At 72.1% G+C, this 16530-nt stretch carries 15 protein-coding genes and 1 riboswitch; of the genes, 1 reads left to right on the top strand and 14 read right to left on the bottom strand.

The features are described 5' to 3' along the window. Window positions 1–157: 157 nt before the first annotated feature. The 9 genes from IE94_RS0125705 to rpsB form a co-directional block, all read right to left on the bottom strand. Complete coding sequence (locus IE94_RS0125705; protein ID WP_030188673.1) at window positions 158–1186, bottom strand: ABC transporter ATP-binding protein; 1029 nt, start codon at window positions 1184–1186, stop codon at window positions 158–160. A 2-nt stretch (window positions 1187–1188) separates the two neighbouring features. Further along, complete coding sequence (locus IE94_RS0125700; RefSeq protein ID WP_063829738.1) at window positions 1189–2871, bottom strand: ABC transporter permease; 1683 nt, start codon at window positions 2869–2871, stop codon at window positions 1189–1191. Next, complete coding sequence (locus tag IE94_RS0125695; RefSeq protein ID WP_030188669.1) at window positions 2847–3938, bottom strand: thiamine ABC transporter substrate-binding protein; 1092 nt, start codon at window positions 3936–3938, stop codon at window positions 2847–2849. The genes IE94_RS0125700 and IE94_RS0125695 overlap by 25 nt, the downstream gene beginning before the upstream one ends. Window positions 3939–4017: 79 nt before the next feature. Further along, window positions 4018–4123: riboswitch (TPP riboswitch) on the bottom strand. A 38-nt stretch (window positions 4124–4161) separates the two neighbouring features. Further along, complete coding sequence (gene rlmN / locus IE94_RS0125685; protein ID WP_030188665.1) at window positions 4162–5268, bottom strand: dual-specificity RNA methyltransferase RlmN; 1107 nt, start codon at window positions 5266–5268, stop codon at window positions 4162–4164. Window positions 5269–5380: 112 nt separating this feature from the next. Further along, entirely contained in the window at window positions 5381–6559 is a 1179-nt protein-coding gene (locus IE94_RS0125680) for a phosphatidate cytidylyltransferase (protein ID WP_037923548.1), read from the bottom strand. Further along, window positions 6559–7116, bottom strand: coding sequence for a ribosome recycling factor (frr, locus tag IE94_RS0125675; protein WP_030188661.1), 558 nt, complete (start codon window positions 7114–7116; stop codon window positions 6559–6561). Before frr ends, IE94_RS0125680 begins: the two co-directional genes overlap by 1 nt. A 177-nt stretch (window positions 7117–7293) precedes the next feature. Beyond that, the gene (pyrH, locus tag IE94_RS0125670; RefSeq protein ID WP_007444937.1) at window positions 7294–8052 is read right to left on the bottom strand and encodes a UMP kinase; all 759 of its coding nucleotides are present in this window, start codon (window positions 8050–8052) and stop codon (window positions 7294–7296) included. A gap of 206 nt (window positions 8053–8258) precedes the next feature. Then, window positions 8259–9095: a translation elongation factor Ts gene (tsf, locus tag IE94_RS0125665; protein WP_030188659.1), complete on the bottom strand. Its 837-nt coding sequence runs from the start codon at window positions 9093–9095 to the stop codon at window positions 8259–8261. A 94-nt stretch (window positions 9096–9189) separates the two neighbouring features. Next, on the bottom strand, window positions 9190–10125 hold the full coding sequence (gene rpsB / locus IE94_RS0125660; protein ID WP_030188655.1) for a 30S ribosomal protein S2: 936 nt from the start codon (window positions 10123–10125) through the stop codon (window positions 9190–9192). Window positions 10126–10394: 269 nt separating this feature from the next. On the opposite strand from rpsB, the gene IE94_RS0125655 reads away from it, so the two are divergent. Beyond that, window positions 10395–11096 (top strand): murein hydrolase activator EnvC family protein, encoded by a 702-nt coding sequence (locus IE94_RS0125655; protein ID WP_051777681.1) that lies wholly within the window; start codon window positions 10395–10397, stop codon window positions 11094–11096. Here IE94_RS0125655 and IE94_RS0125650 read toward each other — a convergent pair. The 5 genes from IE94_RS0125650 to IE94_RS0125630 form a co-directional block, all read right to left on the bottom strand. Then, window positions 11050–11607 (bottom strand): TetR/AcrR family transcriptional regulator, encoded by a 558-nt coding sequence (locus IE94_RS0125650; protein WP_030188651.1) that lies wholly within the window; start codon window positions 11605–11607, stop codon window positions 11050–11052. The two genes, IE94_RS0125655 and IE94_RS0125650, sit on opposite strands and share 47 nt — an antisense overlap. Before the next feature lie 129 nt (window positions 11608–11736). Beyond that, window positions 11737–12579 (bottom strand): RNA polymerase sigma factor WhiG, encoded by an 843-nt coding sequence (whiG, locus tag IE94_RS0125645; protein ID WP_030188650.1) that lies wholly within the window; start codon window positions 12577–12579, stop codon window positions 11737–11739. A 281-nt stretch (window positions 12580–12860) separates the two neighbouring features. Further along, window positions 12861–14129 (bottom strand): DNA-processing protein DprA, encoded by a 1269-nt coding sequence (gene dprA, locus IE94_RS0125640; protein WP_425337983.1) that lies wholly within the window; start codon window positions 14127–14129, stop codon window positions 12861–12863. A gap of 332 nt (window positions 14130–14461) precedes the next feature. Continuing rightward, on the bottom strand, window positions 14462–16093 hold the full coding sequence (locus IE94_RS0125635; protein ID WP_030188646.1) for a YifB family Mg chelatase-like AAA ATPase: 1632 nt from the start codon (window positions 16091–16093) through the stop codon (window positions 14462–14464). Then, window positions 16093–16455 (bottom strand): YraN family protein, encoded by a 363-nt coding sequence (locus tag IE94_RS0125630; RefSeq protein WP_030188644.1) that lies wholly within the window; start codon window positions 16453–16455, stop codon window positions 16093–16095. The genes IE94_RS0125635 and IE94_RS0125630 overlap by 1 nt, the downstream gene beginning before the upstream one ends. Window positions 16456–16530: the final 75 nt, after the last annotated feature.

Genomic DNA, 16530 nt, shown 5'->3' with positions numbered 1-16530 from the left:
CCGCGCCCATGCGCTCACCGCGGTGGCCCGTCCCGGTCCGGGGCGGGCCACCGTCGTGTCAGCCGAACGCCGCCTTGGCCACCCGGAGCCCGAGCAACTCCCGGTCGCCGAGCACCTCGAGCCCCGGAGCGTCCAGCGGCAGCCGGCCGCGGAACGATCAGTCGAGCACGACGATTTCGGCCGCGTCGAACTCCACCCCGACCGCGTGCCCGACCTCCGGCGCGGCCCGCAGCGCGCAGGCCGCCTCCAGCCGGGGCGCGTCCTCGGGCTGGAGGTGCACGGCGACGTGCGTGCCGCGGAAGGTGCGGGCGGTGACCGTGCAGCGCAGGCCCTCGTCGGCGGGGACGAGGCGGACCCCGGCCGGCCGCACCAGCACCGTCCGCGTGCCCTGCGGGGCGTCCTCGGGGACCGGCACCTTGCCCCAGGGGGTGTCCGCGGCCTGTCCGGCGACGGAGGCCTCGGCGACGTTGTCGAAGCCGAGGAAGCGGGCCACGAACGCGTCCGCCGGCCGCTGCCACACCTCCAGCGGCGTCCCCGACTGGGCGATCCGCCCGTCCCTCATCACCACGACCCGGTCGGCCAGCGCGAACGCCTCACCCTGGTCGTGCGTCACGGCCAGCACCGTGGTGCCCAACCGGCCGAACAGCTCCCGCAGTTCGACCACGAGGCGCTCCCGCAGCGAGCGGTCCAGCTGGCCCAGCGGTTCGTCCAGCATCAGCAGCCGGGGCCGGGGCGCGAGGGCCCGGGCCAGCGCCACGCGCTGCTGCTCCCCGCCGGAGAGCGCGGCGACGGACCGGCTGGCGGCGTCCGGCAGCCCGACCAGCTCCAGCAACTCCCCCACCCGGGCCCGCTGCTCGGCCCGGGACGCCCCTCGCATCCGCGGCCCGAAGGCGATGTTCCCGGCCACGTCCCGTTGCGGGAACAGCTGGTGGTCCTGGAACATCAGCCCGACCTCACGCTTGTGCGCGGGCACCCCGGACTGGTCCCGCCCGTCCAGCCTCACCCGCCCGGCGTCCAGCGGCTGGAGCCCGGCGACCGCCCGCAGCAGCGTCGACTTGCCGCTGCCGCTGGGCCCGAGCACGCACACCACCTCGTGCTCGGCGATCCCGAGGTCGACGTCGTCGAGCACGGGCCGCCCACCGAAGCGGACGGTTGCTCCCTCAAGGCTCAGCAGGCTGGGCGGCATGGTCAGAACTCCCCGCTCCGGTCGGTCCGCAGCCGCTCCAGCACCACCAGGGCCACCGCGCACACCAGCATCAGAATCGTCGAAAGGGCCATCGCCCGGCCGTAGTTCAGGTCTCCGGGCCGCCCCAGCAGCCGCGCCACGGCGACCGGCAGGGTCGGGTTGTCGGGCCGTGCGAGGAACACGGTCGCCCCGAACTCGCCCAGCGACACCGCGAAGGCGAACCCGGCCGCGACCAGCAGTGCCCGCCGCACCATCGGCAGGTCCACCTCACGCCACACGCGCCAGGGCGACGCGCCCAGCACCGCCGCCGCCTCCCTGAGCCGTCCGTCCACCGCCCGCAGCACCGGCAGCATGGTCCGTACGACGAAGGGGACACCCACCAGCGCCTGTGCGAGCGGCACCAGGATCCAGGAGGATCTGAGGTCCAGCGGGGGTTCGTCCAGCGCGATGAGGAACCCGAAGCCGACCGTCACGGCCGACACCCCGAGCGGGAGCATCAGCAGCGCGTCGAACCCGCGCACGAAGCGGCCCGCGTCCCGCCGGGTCAGCGCGGTCGCGGCCAGCGCGCCGATCACCACGGCGATGCCGGTGGCGGCGACGGCGTACTGGAGGGAGTTGCCGAGCGCCTCGATCGGCGGGACGAGGAAGGCACCGCCGTCCTCGCGGGTCAGCGCCCGGTAGTAGCCGAAGCCGGACGCGCCGAGCGACCGCTGGACCAGTACCGCCGGCGGCAGCACCAGCAGGACGGCGATGACTGCCAGGACCCCGGCGAGCAGCGACCACTGCCCGGCCCCGCGCGGCCGGCGCGCGGTCGTGGCCGCGTCCACCAGTCTGAGGGCGCTCTCGCGCCGCCGCACCGTCCAGGCGTGCACGGCGAGGACGGCGGCGACGGCGGCGAACTGGACCAGCGTCAGGACGGCCGCCGTGGACAGGTCGAAGACCTGCGAGGTCTGCCGGTAGATCTCCACCTCCAGGGTGGAGAAGGTGGGCCCGCCGAGGATCTGGACGACGCCGAAGGAGGTGAAGGTGAACAGGAAGACCATCAGCGCGGCGGCGGCCACGGCGGGCGCCAGCGCGGGCAGTGTCACCTGCCGCCAGGCCCGCAGCCGCGAGGCGCCCAGCATCCGCGCGGCCTCCTCCTGCCGCGGATCGAGCTGCGCCCACAGTCCGCCGACGGTGCGGACGACGACCGCGTAGTTGAAGAAGACGTGCGCGAGCAGGATCGCCCACACCGTGGTGTCCAGGCGCACGCCCCACAGCTCGTCCAGCAGTCCGCCGCGCCCCACCAGCGCCAGGAACGCCGTGCCGACGACCACCGTCGGCAGCACGAACGGCACGGTCACCACGGCCCGCAGGATCTGCTTGCCGGGGAAGTCGAAGCGGGCGAAGACGTAGGCGCCGGGCAGCGCGATCAGCAGGGTGAGCGCGGTGGACGCCAGCGCCTGCCAGGTGGTGAACCACAGCACGTGCCGCATGTCGGACTGCGCGAGCACGTCCCCGATCCGCCCGAACCGCCAGGCCCCGTCGACGTCCAGGCCGCGCGCGACGATGGCGGCGACGGGGTAGGCGAAGAACACCGCGAAGAACGCGACGGGCACGGCCATCAGGCCGAGCCGCGCCGCGCTCCCGCGCACGGTCCGCGCCCGCTCGTCCCCCTGGCTCACTTCAGTACGAGCGAGGTCCACGACTTGACCCACTGGTCGCGGTTGTCGGCGATCTTCGCCGGGTCGAGGGTCCGCGGGTCCTTCGCCTGCGGCCCGGACTTCGAGAACACCTCGGGGACCTGCGCGCCCTGCCGCACCGGGTAGACGAACATGTTCAGCGGCATGTCCTCCTGGAAGGTCCTGCTCAGCAGGAAGTCGAGGAGTGCCTTGCCGGCCTCGGGGTTCTTCGCGTTGCTGAGCAGGCCCGCGTACTCGATCTGCCGGAAGCAGGTGCCGTCGGCGACGCCCGTGGGGGCGGTGGCCGGCTGCGGGTCGGCGTAGACGACCTCGGCCGGCGGCGAGGAGGCGTAGGAGACGACGAGCGGACGGTCGCCCTTGGCCTTCTTGCCGCCGGCCGAGCCGGAGAACTCCTCGTTGTACGCCTGCTCCCAGCTGTCGACGACCTTGACGCCGTTCGCCTTGAGCTTCTTCCAGTAGCCCTCCCAGCCCCTGTCGCCGTACTGGGCGGCCGTGCCGAGCAGGAATCCGAGACCCGGCGAGGAACTGCCCGCGTTCTCGGTGACGAGCAGGTCCTTGTACGCGGGCTTGACCAGGTCGTCGAAGGACTTCGGCGGCGTCAGCCCGTGCTTGTCGAAGTACGCCTTGTCGTAGTTGACGCAGATGTCGCCGGTGTCGACGGGCGTGACCCGGTGCTTGTCCTGGTCGGTCCGGTACTCGGGCCGGACCTGGTCGGAGTCCTTGGCCTCGTACGACTGGAACAGGCCGTTGTCGAGCGCCCGGGACAGCAGGGTGTTGTCGACGCCGAAGAACACGTCGCCCTGCGGGTTGTCCTTGGTGAGGATGGCCTTGTTGACGGCCTGCCCGGCGTCGCCGTCCTCCAGGACCTTGACCTTGTAGCCCGACTCCTTCTCGAAGGCGGCGACGACGTCCTTGGACGCGGCCCACGAGTCGTGGCTGACGAGGGTCACGGTCTTGGAGCCGCCGGAGCCGCTGCCGCCGGCGTCGTCCGACGACGATCCGCAGGCGGCCAGGGTGCCGACCATGCCGAGACCGACGGCGAGGACACTGACCTTCTTGGTGATGCTCACTGAATCCCTCCTGGGTGACCAGGAGAAGACGCGGCCCCGCCCGGAACCCCTGGCGAGGGTCCCGGGCAGGGCGCAACAGCTCGAGTGGTGACCGATCTCCCTACCCAGAATGACCTGGGCCAGGTTCGGAGGGTCTGCGGCCGGTGCCGCACTCTCAGCGCTGTGGCGCTCCCCTGTCGGAATTTGAAGATGTGACTGTGCTGATGTACTTCCGCCGGTCAGGTTACCGCTCGCTCGCGGCGAGCTGACCACACGCCCCGTCGATCTCCTGCCCACGGGTGTCCCGGATCGTCACCGGCACGCCGTGCGCCGCGATCGTCTCCACGAACGCCTTCTCGTCCTCGGGCCGGGACGCGGTCCACTTGGAGCCGGGCGTGGGGTTGAGCGGGATCAGGTTGACGTGCACGGGCCTGCCCTTGAGCAGCCGCCCGAGACGGTCACCGCGCCAGGCCTGGTCGTTGATGTCGCGGATGAGGGCGTACTCGATGGACAGCCGGCGCCCCGACGTCGCCGCGTACTCGAACCCGGCGTCCAGCACCTCGCGCACCTTCCACCGCGTGTTGACGGGGACGAGGGTGTCGCGCAGCTCGTCGTCGGGGGCGTGCAGGGAGATGGCGAGGCGGCACTTGAAGCCCTCGCCGGTGAAGCGGTGGATCGCGGGGACGAGACCGACGGTGGAGACGGTGATCCCGCGCTGGGAGAGCCCCAGCCCGTCCGGCTCGGGGTCGGTGAGCCGGCGGATGGCGCCCACGACCCGGTTGTAGTTGGCGAGGGGCTCGCCCATGCCCATGAACACGATGTTGCTGAGCCGCGCGGGGCCTCCCGGGACCTCGCCGTCCCTGAGCGCCCGCATGCCGTCCACGATCTGGTGCACGATCTCGGCGGTCGACAGGTTCCGGTCGAGGCCGGCCTGGCCGGTGGCGCAGAACGGGCAGTTCATGCCGCAGCCGGCCTGGGAGCTGATGCACATGGTCACCCGGTCCGGGTAGCGCATGAGGACGGACTCGACCAGCGTCCCGTCGAACAGCTTCCACAGTGTCTTGCGCGTGGTCCCCTGGTCGGTCGAAAGGTGCCGCACGACCGTCATCAGGTCGGGCAGCAACGCCTCCCGCAGCCCCTGGCGCGAACCGGCGGGGATGTCGGTCCACTCCTCGGGGGCGTGCGCGTACCGCGCGAAGTAGTGCTGCGAGAGCTGCTTCGCACGGAACGGCTTCTCACCGATCGCGGCGACAGCCTCCTTGCGCTCGGCGGGCGTGAGGTCGGCGAGGTGCCGCGGCGGCTTCTTGGCTCCGCGCGGCGCGACAAATGTGAGTTCTCCGGGCTTAGGCATGGCCATACCAGTGTCGCAGACATACGCAGAGGGACCCGCCGCCCTGTGGACAACGAGCCCCTCTCCGAAGAACCAGCAGGTCAGACGCCTCCTGGAGGAGTCGTCGACCGGATCAGCCCGACCCCACGAAGATCACCAGCAGCAGCCACGCCACCGGTGCCGTCGGCAGGAGGGAGTCGAGGCGGTCCATGATGCCGCCGTGGCCCGGCAAAAGGGTGCCCATGTCCTTGATGCCGAGGTCCCGCTTGATCATGGACTCGCCGAGGTCGCCCAGGGTGGCGCTGATCGCGACCACGAGGCCGAGCAGCAGACCCTGCCACCAGGTGCCGTCGTCGATCAGGAACTGCATGCACAGCGCGCCCGCCACCATCGCGAACGCCACCGCTCCCATGAGGCCCTCGCGGGTCTTGCCGGGGCTGATGCGCGGGGCGAGCTTCTTCCTGCCGAAGCGCCAACCGACGGCGTAGGCCCCGGTGTCGCTGACGACCGTCAGTATCAGGAAGACCAGCACGCGCCAGGCACCGTCGTCGGCCGCCAGCATCATGGCGACGAACGTGGCCAGGAACGGCACGTAGAACGCGGCGAACAGCCCCGCCGTGACGTCCTTGAGGTAACCCTCGGGCGGTTCCGTCACCCGCCAGACCAGGACCGCGAGCGCGGTGAGGGCCATGGCGACCCACGCCCCCTCCGCACCGCGCGCGTAACCGGCGATCACCATCGCGGCGCCGCCGATCGCGAGCGGCACGAGGGGTGCCTTGATGCCCTTGCGTTCCTCCAGCCGCGTGGTCAGCTCCCACAGGCCCACCACGACCGCGACCGCGATCACGCCGACGAAGACCGCCTTGACGACGAACAGCGAGGCGATGATCACCACGCCGAGACCGACGCCCACCCCTATCGCGGCACCCAGGTCGCGCCCCGCGCTCTTCTTCGGCTGCGACGGCTGGGGCTGCGCCGGCTGCGGGGCGTCGGGCATGGGCTCCGGATTCTGCGGCACCGCCGCATACGGCTGCGCCGACGGACTCGGGTCGCGATACTGCTCGTCGCGAACGGGCTGGTCGTGGAACGGCTCGTCCCGGAACAAGGGACCGCTCGGCCGAGCGGTCCCCTGGTCGTCGTCCTGGTCTCCGCCGTGTTCGGGTACGTCGGGCACGATGGGCATGGGGCGAGTCTGCTGCGCGTAGTGCGCATCGTACGCGGAACCCGCCGGACCGGCGCCCTGGACGGGTCCCTGGTCGGACGGCCCCCAGTACCCGGCTTGTGGCGGCGCTCCCCAGGAAGAGTCGTTCATCAGACCTCGAGCAGCTCCGCTTCCTTGTGCTTCAGGAGCTCGTCCACCTGCGCGACGTACTTGGCGGTGGTGTCGTCGAGCTCCTTCTCCGCACGGCGGCCCTCGTCCTCGCCGACCTCGCCGTCCTTGACCAGCTTGTCGATGGTGTCCTTGGCCTTGCGGCGCACGGAGCGGATCGAGACCTTGGCGTCCTCGCCCTTGCCCTTGGCCACCTTGATGTACTCCCGGCGGCGCTCCTCGGTCAGCTCCGGGAAGACCACCCGGATGATGTTGCCGTCGTTGCTCGGGTTGACGCCCAGGTCGGAGTCGCGGATCGCCTGCTCGATGTTGCGCAGGGCGCTCTTGTCGAAGGGGGTCACCACGGCCATCCGCGGCTCGGGCACGGAGAACGAGGCCAGCTGGTTGATCGGCGTCGGCGCGCCGTAGTAGTCGGCCACGATCTTGTTGAACATCGCCGGGTGCGCACGGCCGGTGCGGATCGCGGCGAAGTCCTCCTTGGCGACCACGACGGCCTTCTCCATCTTCTCCTCGGCCTCGAGGAGGGTCTCTTCGATCACCACTTGCTCCTGCGTGTCTTGAGTAGGCCCGGCTGCGGCTCCCTGCGGGCTGCGGCCGGCTGCGTCGCGTTCTTCCTGCACGGTTCCCGACCGGCGGGACATTGTCCATCCCCCGGCCCGGCCCCGTCCCGTCCGTCCCCCGGACAGGTGGCGTCCACGGACGGGGGTGTTCTCCGGTCAGTCCCGGCTGCCCTGGTCACCCACAAGCGTGCCGATCTTCTCACCCTTGACCGCGCGGGCGATATTGCCCTCCTTCAACAGCTCGAAGACCACGATCGGGAGGCTGTTGTCGCGGCAGAGCGTGACGGCCGTGGCGTCGGCGACCTTCAGGTCCCGCGTGATGACCTCGCCGTAGCCGAGCGCGTCGAACTTCACGGCGTCCGGGTTGGTCTTCGGGTCGGAGTCGTAGACCCCGTCCACGCCGTTCTTGCCCATGAGCAGGGCCTCGGCGTCGATCTCGAGGGCGCGCTGGGCGGCGGTGGTGTCGGTGGAGAAGTACGGCATGCCCATACCGGCGCCGAAGATGACCACGCGGCCCTTCTCCAGGTGACGCACGGCGCGCAGCGGGATGTAGGGCTCGGCGACCTGGCCCATGGTGATGGCGGTCTGCACGCGGCAGTCGACGCCCTCCTTCTCCAGGAAGTCCTGGAGGGCCAGGCAGTTCATCACGGTGCCGAGCATGCCCATGTAGTCGGAGCGGGCGCGGTCCATGCCGCGCACCTGCAGCTCGGCGCCGCGGAAGAAGTTGCCGCCGCCGATGACGATCGCGATCTGCGCGCCGTCCCGGACGACGGCCGCGATCTCACGGGCGATGGCGTGCACCACGTCGGGGTCGACGCCCAGGCCCCCACCGCCGGAGAAGGCCTCTCCGGACAGCTTCAGCATGAAGCGGCCGCGTACTTTGCCGTCGTCGCTCTTCTCGGCCTTGGTGGTCATGGAGATCTCGCCTCTTTTACGTGGGTCACACACACGAAGAAGGCCACTGCCGGTGGGGGCGTGTTTCGCATCCCATACGCGGCAATGGCCTCCTCGTCAGATCTGCTGTCGTCCGCCGCCACGCGCGTGTACGCAACGGCATACGCGAACGGCGCCGACGACTGCTGTCGACCCTACCGGGGTCGTACGTCCGTCGCGGTACGGACTCAGATGCCGACCTTGATGCGCGAGAAGCGCTTCAGGCTGACACCGGCCTCTTCCAGCACCTTCTGGACGGACTTCTTGTTGTCCAGGGCGTAGGGCTGGCCGAGCAGGGTGGCGTCCTTGAAGAAGCCGTTGAGGCGACCCTCGACGATCTTCGGCAGGGCGGCCTCGGGCTTGCCCTCGGCGCGGGTGGTCTCCTCGGCGACGCGGCGCTCGGACTCGACGACCTCGGCCGGGACGTCCTCCTTGGAGAGGTACTTCGGCGCGAAGGCGGCGATGTGCTGGGCGACGCCCTTGGCGATCTCGGCGTTGGGCTTGTCCAGCTCGACGAGGACACCGATCTGCGGGGGCAGGTCGGGCATCGTGCGGTGCATGTACGCGGTCACGAAGCCGCCGGAGAACTGCGCGAAGCGGTCCAGGACGATCTTCTCGCCGAGGTTGGCGTTGGCCTCGTCCACGTACGCCTGGACGGTCTTGCCGGGCTCGATCTCGGAGGCGAGCAGGGCCTCCAGGTCGGCCGGGGAGGCCTTGGCGATGTGCTCGGCGATGGTCGTGGCGACGGTCTGGAACTTCTCGCCCTTGGCGACGAAGTCCGTCTCGCACTTCAGCTCGACGAGGACACCCGAGGTGTTGTCGTCGGCGATGATCGAGACGACGGCGCCGTTCTCGGCAGAGCGGCCCTCGCGCTTGGCGACGCCCTTCTGGCCCTTGATACGGAGCGCCTCGACGGCCTTCTCGACGTTGCCCTCGGCCTCGTCCAGCGCCTTCTTGCAGTCCATCATGCCGGCGCCGGTGAGCTCGCGGAGCTTCTTGACGTCGGCGGCGGTGTAGTTCGCCATGATTCCGGAATCTCTCTCGAAGTCTGAGGATCTACGGGCCGGACGGCGGGGGCTTCGTGGGCCCCCGCCGTCCGGCACCCGAAGGTGGTGAGGGTCAGGCCTGCTCGGCGTCCGCGGCCGGGGCCTCGGCCGGCGCCTCGGCGGCGGGAGCCTCGGCGGCGGGAGCCTCGGCGGCGGGAGCCTCGGCGGGGGCGGCCTCGGCAGCCGGAGCCTCGGCGGGCTTCTCGGCGGCCTCGGCGTCGTCCTTCTTCTCGGCCTTCTCGCCCTCGAGCAGGTCGCGCTCCCACTCGGCGAGCGGCTCGCCGGCGGCCTTCTCGCCCTTGGCGCCACCGGCGACACCGGAACGGGCGATGAGGCCCTCGGCGACGGCGTCGGCGATCACGCGGGTGAGCAGGGTGACGGAGCGGATCGCGTCGTCGTTGCCCGGGATCTTGTAGTCGACCTCGTCGGGGTCGCAGTTGGTGTCGAGGATGGCGACGACCGGGATGTTGAGCTTCCGGGCCTCGCCGACCGCGATGTGCTCCTTCTTGGTGTCCACGATCCAGACGGCGCTGGGCACCTTGGACATCTCGCGGATACCGCCGAGGGTCTTCTCCAGCTTGGCCTTCTCGCGGGAGAGGACCAGCAGCTCCTTCTTGGTGAGGCCGGAGGCGGCCACGTCCTCGAAGTCGATCTGCTCGAGCTCCTTCAGGCGCTGCAGGCGCTTGTAGACGGTCGAGAAGTTGGTGAGCATGCCGCCCAGCCAGCGCTGGTTGACGAAGGGCATGCCGACGCGGGTGGCCTGCTCGGCGATGGCCTCCTGCGCCTGCTTCTTCGTGCCGACGAACATGACCGTGCCGCCGTGGGCGACGGTCTCCTTGACGAACTCGTAGGCGCGGTCGATGTACGACAGCGACTGGAGCAGGTCGATGATGTAGATGCCGTTGCGCTCGGTGAAGATGAAGCGCTTCATCTTCGGGTTCCAACGGCGGGTCTGGTGACCGAAGTGGACGCCGCTCTCCAGCAGCTCCCGCATCGTGACGACGGCCATGGCCGTATCTCCTTGGTTTCTCGGTTGTGCCGCGCGAGCCGGACGGCTCCCGCGCCTGACGCCCGCGATGCGCCTGCCACTAGGGACCGAGGGGCGCTGACACGGGCCTTTGCGGGCCTCGTGTCGGGGCGTGCGAAGTCGACCCGGTGACCCGGATCGCCACCAGAAGTGTACGGGACCCGCGGGGTGCCGGGTGACGCGGCTGTCCACAACCGGCCCGCGGTCCACAGGGCCGGACGCGAAGGGCCCCGGTGCGGGACGGTGCTCGCATGCGAACGAGGCGATGGGTGAGGGCGTGCGCCCGAGCGGTGGTGGTGTCGGCCGTCCTGGCCGTCCTGGCTGTCCTGGCCGTCCGAGCGGCGGGGCCGCAGCGCCCGGCGACGGCGACGGCGGCGTGGTCCCTGCCGGACCCGGCGGACCCGGTGGTGGACCCGGCGGAACCGGTGGTGGACCCGGCGGTGCCGCCCGTGGCCCGGTACTGGCCGGTGGGTACGCGGCCCGTGGTCCTGCGGGGCTGGGAGCCCCCGGCGACGCCCTACGGACCGGGGCACCGCGGCGTGGACCTCGCCGCGGACGGCGGGGAGCCGGTGCGGGCGGTGGCCGCGGGGCGGGTGTCGTTCGCGGGGCAGGTCGCGGGCCGGGGCGTGGTCTCGGTGGAGCTGGCGGGGACGGGCGAGGCGCCCCTGCGGACGACGTACGCCCCCGTCGAGGCGGCCGTGAAGAAGGGTGACGAGGTCGCGGCCGGGGAATTGCTCGGCACGGTGCGGCCGACGGGCCCGCACTGCACGGCCTGCCTGCACTGGGGCCTGCTGCGGGGCGAGGTCTATCTGAACCCGCTGTCCCTGCTCCCGCCGTGGCTGCTGAACGCGGGTCCGTCGAGGCTGCTGCCGGTCCTGGGCGTGCCGGTGCCCGGCGGTGCGGGGATCAGCCCCGCACGCCGCGCAGCACCATGGAGACCGCCGCCTCCGTGATCGCCGCCGGCTCCTCGGCCGCGCCCAGTTCGATCCGCCGCACGGCCGCGTCGACGACGCCCTGGAGGAGCATCGCCGCCAGCCGCGGCTGGCCGTGCCCCATCTCGCCCAGCGCCTCGACGATCATCGCGACCAGTCCACCGTGCGCCGCCCGGATCTTCTCCCGGGCGCCGGCGTCCAGCTCGCTCGCGGAGATGGCCACGACGGCCCGGTGCCGCCGGTCCCCGACCAGGTCCAGCTGCTTGCGCACATACACCTCGACCTTGGCCTCGGGGGTCGCCTCGCGCTCCATCGCGGCCTCGACCTCGGCGGCCCAGACGGGGAAGTCGACGGCGCACAGCTCCTCGACCACCGCCGCCCGCGACCGGAAGTACTCGTAGACGGACGACCGGGCGAGGCCCGTCCGTTCGGCGAGGGCGGGGAAGGTCAGCGCCTCCGTTCCGCCGTCGGACAGCAGGGAGCGTGCCGCGTCCAGCAGGGCGGCACGCTGCATCGACCGGTGCTCGGCCACAGAGGCCGCTCGAATCCTTGGCACGTCACCACTTTACGGACGCGGCACCCCGTACGGGAGTCGTCCGCCGGGCCGCACGTCCCGCGACCGGGTCACCGGCGAGGCCGTCGCCCGTGCGGCAGGTCCGGGTCAGCGGCCGAAACCCGCCAGTTTGGCGCGCAGTTGCAGCACCGACTTGGTGTGGATCTGACTGACCCTGCTCTCGGTCACACCCAGCACGTTCCCGATCTCGGCGAGGGTGAGGCCCTCGTAGTAGTACAGCGTGACCACGGTCTTCTCCCGCTCCGGGAGTGTGTTGATCGCCCGGGCCAGGAGCCGCCGCAGCTCCCGGTCCTCGGCGACCTCGACCGGGTTGTCGGCGGCGGTGTCCTCCAGCGTGTCCATCAGACTCAGCCGGTCGCCGCCCTCGCTCCCCGCGTGCAGCAGCTCCTCCAGGGCCACCACGTTGGCCAGCGACAGCTGGCTGAAGACCGCGTGGAGGTCCTCCACCGCGATCCCCATCTCCAGGGCGACCTCGCTCTCCGAGGGGGTGCGGCGCAGCCGTGCCTCCAGCGTCGCGTACGCGCGCTCGACGTTGCGCGCCTTCTGCCGCACCGAGCGCGGGATCCAGTCCAGGGCGCGCAGTTCGTCGATCATCGCGCCCCGGATCCGGGTGATCGCGTACGTCTCGAACTTGATCTCCCGGTCGACGTCGAACTTCTCGATGGCGTCGATCAGCCCGAACACCCCGGAGGAGACGAAGTCGGCCTGTTCGACGTTGGGCGGCAGTCCCACGCTGACGCGGCCCGCCACGTACTTCACCAGGGGCGAGTAGTGCAGGATGAGCTGTTCCCGCAGCCGCTCGTCGCCGGTCGCCTTGTACGACCGCCACAACTCGTCGAGCGTCGAGGGGGCGGACGGTCGCACGCTGCCACCGTCGCGGGCGGCTGGGGGGATCGCCGCCCGGTCGGACCCGGAGGTGTGCTGGGGCATTCGTCGCCTAGTGCCGTTCTGCCGTGATGTGGTCTGCCTGAGGCCGCCGGTCTGCTCTCTGGTTGTCGCCTGCTGTCGGCCGTCTGCGTGGGGGTCATCGTGAGCGTAGCGTGACTGGAACGTCGCGGTGTGCGAAGAACTGGGTGAGCACCCTCCGCAGATACGTTCCGCCGAACGCTCTACTGGGGGGACGATGATCGCTCTGGGTGATCACCCGAACACCTCAACTGCCAGAATCCCCAGGGGCGTCGGGGTTCCCCCGGACGGCCGAACACGGTGCGTCAGCAGGGGTTGCGACCGCCGCGAACCGAGATCATCGTCTGGCGTGTCAACTTCCAGCCGTCGCCGTGTCGTTCGACGTAACCGAGTGCTCGAAGTTCGTACAGCCTCGCGATCGCGTCGTCCTCGGAGGTCTGGGCACGGCGCGCCACCTCCGCCGCCGTCGCCGTCCCCCGCCCGGGAAGCCCGGAGAGCACCTGCCGGGTCCGCGGCTCCAGGAGATCGGTGGGGAGGACGGGTCCGCGCCGCTCCGGAGGCAGCTCTCCCATGTCGCCGACCAGTTCGACCACCTCGTCGGCGTCCCCGACGAGCACCGCGTCGGCGCGCAGCAGCTCGTGCACCCCGGCGGACAGGGCGCTGGTCGCCGGTCCCGGCACACCCATCACGTGCCGGCCCAGCCGCCGGGCCGCCCGGGCGGTCACCAGCGAACCGCTGCGGTAGGCGGCCTCGACGACCACGGTGCCCCGGGTGAGCGCGGCGATGACGCGGTTGCGCAGGATGAATCTGCTCGGCGTCGGATGGTCGCCGGGTGGCAGCTCGCCGACGACCAGGCCCTGCTCGGCGATCCTGGTGATCAGCGCGGTGTGCCCGGGAGGGTAGGGGCGGTCGACCCCGCACGCCAGGACCGCGGCGGTGGCGCCGCCGGCCCCGAGGGCACCGCGGTGGGCGGCGCCGTCGATCCCGTAGGCGCCGCCGGACACCACGACCCAGCCGCGCTCGGCCAGGCCCGCGGCGAGGGTGGCGGCCATGTGGGCGCCGTACTCGGTGCAGGCGCGGGCACCGACGACGGCGACCGACCTGAGTGCCCACATGCGCAGACTGGGCCCGCCCCGCACCCAGAGGCCGAGCGGCCGGGCGTCACCGAGGTCGTCGAGCTGACCCGGCCACTCCGCGGTCCCGGGGGTCACGAACCGCGCCCCCGCGGACCGGGCGACGGCCAGGTCACGGCCGGGGTCGGCGCGGTCCGCCCGGGCGCACAGCCCGGCCCACCGCTTCTGGCTCACCCCCGGCAGGGCACGCCCGCCCTCGCGCAGGCGCCGCACCACCTCCTGGACACCGCGCTCCCGCACCCACCGTCCACCCGTCTCGTCACCGGGCTCCAGCACCCGGGCGAGGAAGACCCGCCCGAGCAACTCACGGTCCGCCGGTCGGTCACCCCGCGCCCCGCTCCCGTCGCCACGGGCCTCAGCGCCACCCCGTGCCGCGACGACACGGGCGTCGGCAGCGCCGCCACCCACGGCGCTGGCGTCGCCCCCGGACGCGGCCCGCATCACCGCGTCCCCCTCGGCCGGACCGCCTCGGCCGAGGGGCACGGCGTCGTCGCGGAAGAGGGTGTCGTTCCTCGGCAAAGGCGCATCCTCACCGGTGGCGCCGTCCCCCGGGGGTGTGCTCCCGCCACTCGCGAAGGCGTCACCCCACGGCCCGGTCCCGTCCCTCACGCCCTCACCCGGCACCGCCCCGGGCTCCCCGCTCACGGCGTTCCCCTCCAGCCGCCCGGACTCGGCACTCATGGCGTCACCCTCCAGCCGCCGGATCTCCCCGCCCATGTCCCCGTCCCCCGTCGGCATGGTGTCCCCGTCCCCCGTCCGCACGGTGTCCCCGTTCACGTCAGTGCTCCCAGGGCCATCGGTACGCCCCTCGGGACTCCCGTGCGCAGTTGCAGGGCCAGGGCGACGTCCCGCGCGTCGGGGCGGTCGTGACCCACCAGGTCCGCGACGGTCCAGGCGACGCGCAGGACCCGGTCGAGGCCGCGAGCGGTCAGCACGCCACGTTCCAGGCTGCGCTCGGCCTCGTCCATGGCGCCGGGTGCGGGACGCCAGCGACTGCGCAGCTCCCGGCCGGGCACCTCGCCGTTCGACCGCCACGGGGTGCCCGTGAGACGCGTGGACGCCCGGTCCCGAGCCGCTCGCACCCGGTCGGCGACGGTCGCGGTGGCGTCGCCCCGAGGGCCGTCCCCCGCCAGCTGGCCGCGCGTGACCCGGTCCACCTCGACCCGCAGGTCGACCCGGTCGAGCAGCGGTCCGGACAGCCTCGCCTGGTAGCGGCGGATCGCCGAGGGCGGGCACTCGCACACCTCGTCGGCCTGCGAGAACCGCCCGCACGGACAGGGATTGGCGGCAAGCACCATCAGGAACCGCGCCGGGAAGCGCACCACACCCGCGCTGCGCGCGATGACGACGTGCCCGGCCTCCAGGGGCTGGCGCAGGGCGTCCAGCGCGTGGCTGCTGAACTCGGGTGTCTCGTCCAGGAACAGGACGCCTCGGTGCGCCAGCGACACGGCTCCCGGCCGGGCGATGCCGGGGCCGCCGCCGACGAGGGCCTGCATCGTGGCGGAGTGGTGCGGGGCGCAGTAGGGAGCCACGTCGATCAGGGGCTTGCCCGGCGGCAGCAGTCCCGCCACCGAGTGCACGGCGGTGACCTCGAGTGACTCTGTCCGGCAGAGCCGGGGCAGGATGGCGGGCAGCCGTTCGGCGAGCATGGTCTTGCCGGCGCCGGGCGGGCCCTCCAGGAAGAGGTGGTGGCGACCGGCCGCCGCGACCTCCACGGCCGTGCGTGCCGACTCCTGGCCGACCACGTCGGCGAGGTCGTGGCCGTGGTCGTGCTGTGCCGCTCCCATGCTGTGCATTCCGGTGGCCGCGCCCGTGCCGGGCATGCGCAGACCGGCCAGAAGCGGGTCCGGACGGCCCCGCAGGTCATGGTCGCGTTCCTCCTCCGGGACGGGCTCGTCGGCAAGGACCGCGATCAGCTGGCGCAGGCTGCGGACGCCGATCACCGACACGCCCGGCACCAGGGACGCCTCGGCCGCGGCGCACTCCGGTACGACCACCTGTTCGTACCCGGCCTCCGCCGCGGCCAGTACCGCGGGCAGGATGCCGCGCACCGGCCGCACCCGGCCGTCCAGACCCAGCTCTCCGATCATCACGATGTCGGCGAGCACCCGCGGGTCGATCCGCTCGGCGGCGCCCAGGACGCTCGCCGCGACGGCCAGGTCGAAGCCGCTGCCGCTCTTGGGCACCGAGGCCGGACTCAGGCCCACCGTCAGCTTCTTCTGGGGCCATTCCGCGCCGGAATTCACCACCGCTGCCCGCACCCGGTCCCGGCTCTCCGTGAGGCTCTTGTCCGGCAGTCCCACCAGCGTGAACGCCGCCACGCCCGGTTCCAGGTCGGCCTGGACCTCGACCACCACGCCCTCGACGCCGACGAGCGCCACCGAGCACGTCCGCGCGAACCCCATCACGCCACCCCCTGGGCGTGCTCGACCACGGGGGCGCCGCGCTGCGGAAGGAGCACGCCGACCAGGTCGATGCGGACGCCGCCGGGCGGGGCTCCTCCGTGGGTCTGGATCCAGCGCTCCGCGAGCCGCCGCAGCCGCTCGGCCTTGTCCGGCGTCACGGCGGCCATCGGGTGCTGGAAGGACCCGCCCCGGCGCGTCTTGACCTCGCAGACGACCAGGACGTCTCCGTCCCGGGCCACGATGTCGATCTCCCCGGCCCTGCCACAGCGCCAGTTGCGCTCCAGGACGGTCATCCCGGCCCCGGTCAGCCGGCGGACGGCGAGTGTCTCGCCGTACTTGCCCATCGCACCTCGTGCGTTCATGTCGGCACCACCTCCGGCACCAACGATCACGCAGCCGAGCCGAGTCCGTCACTCACGGTGAACTACTCACCGGTT

The sequence above is a fragment of the Streptomyces violaceorubidus genome, from assembly GCF_000717995.1.
GTDB classification, from domain to species: domain Bacteria; phylum Actinomycetota; class Actinomycetes; order Streptomycetales; family Streptomycetaceae; genus Streptomyces; species Streptomyces violaceorubidus.
The sequence above is the reverse complement of the archived record's forward strand: the minus strand, read 5'-3'. Positions and strand labels throughout refer to the sequence as shown.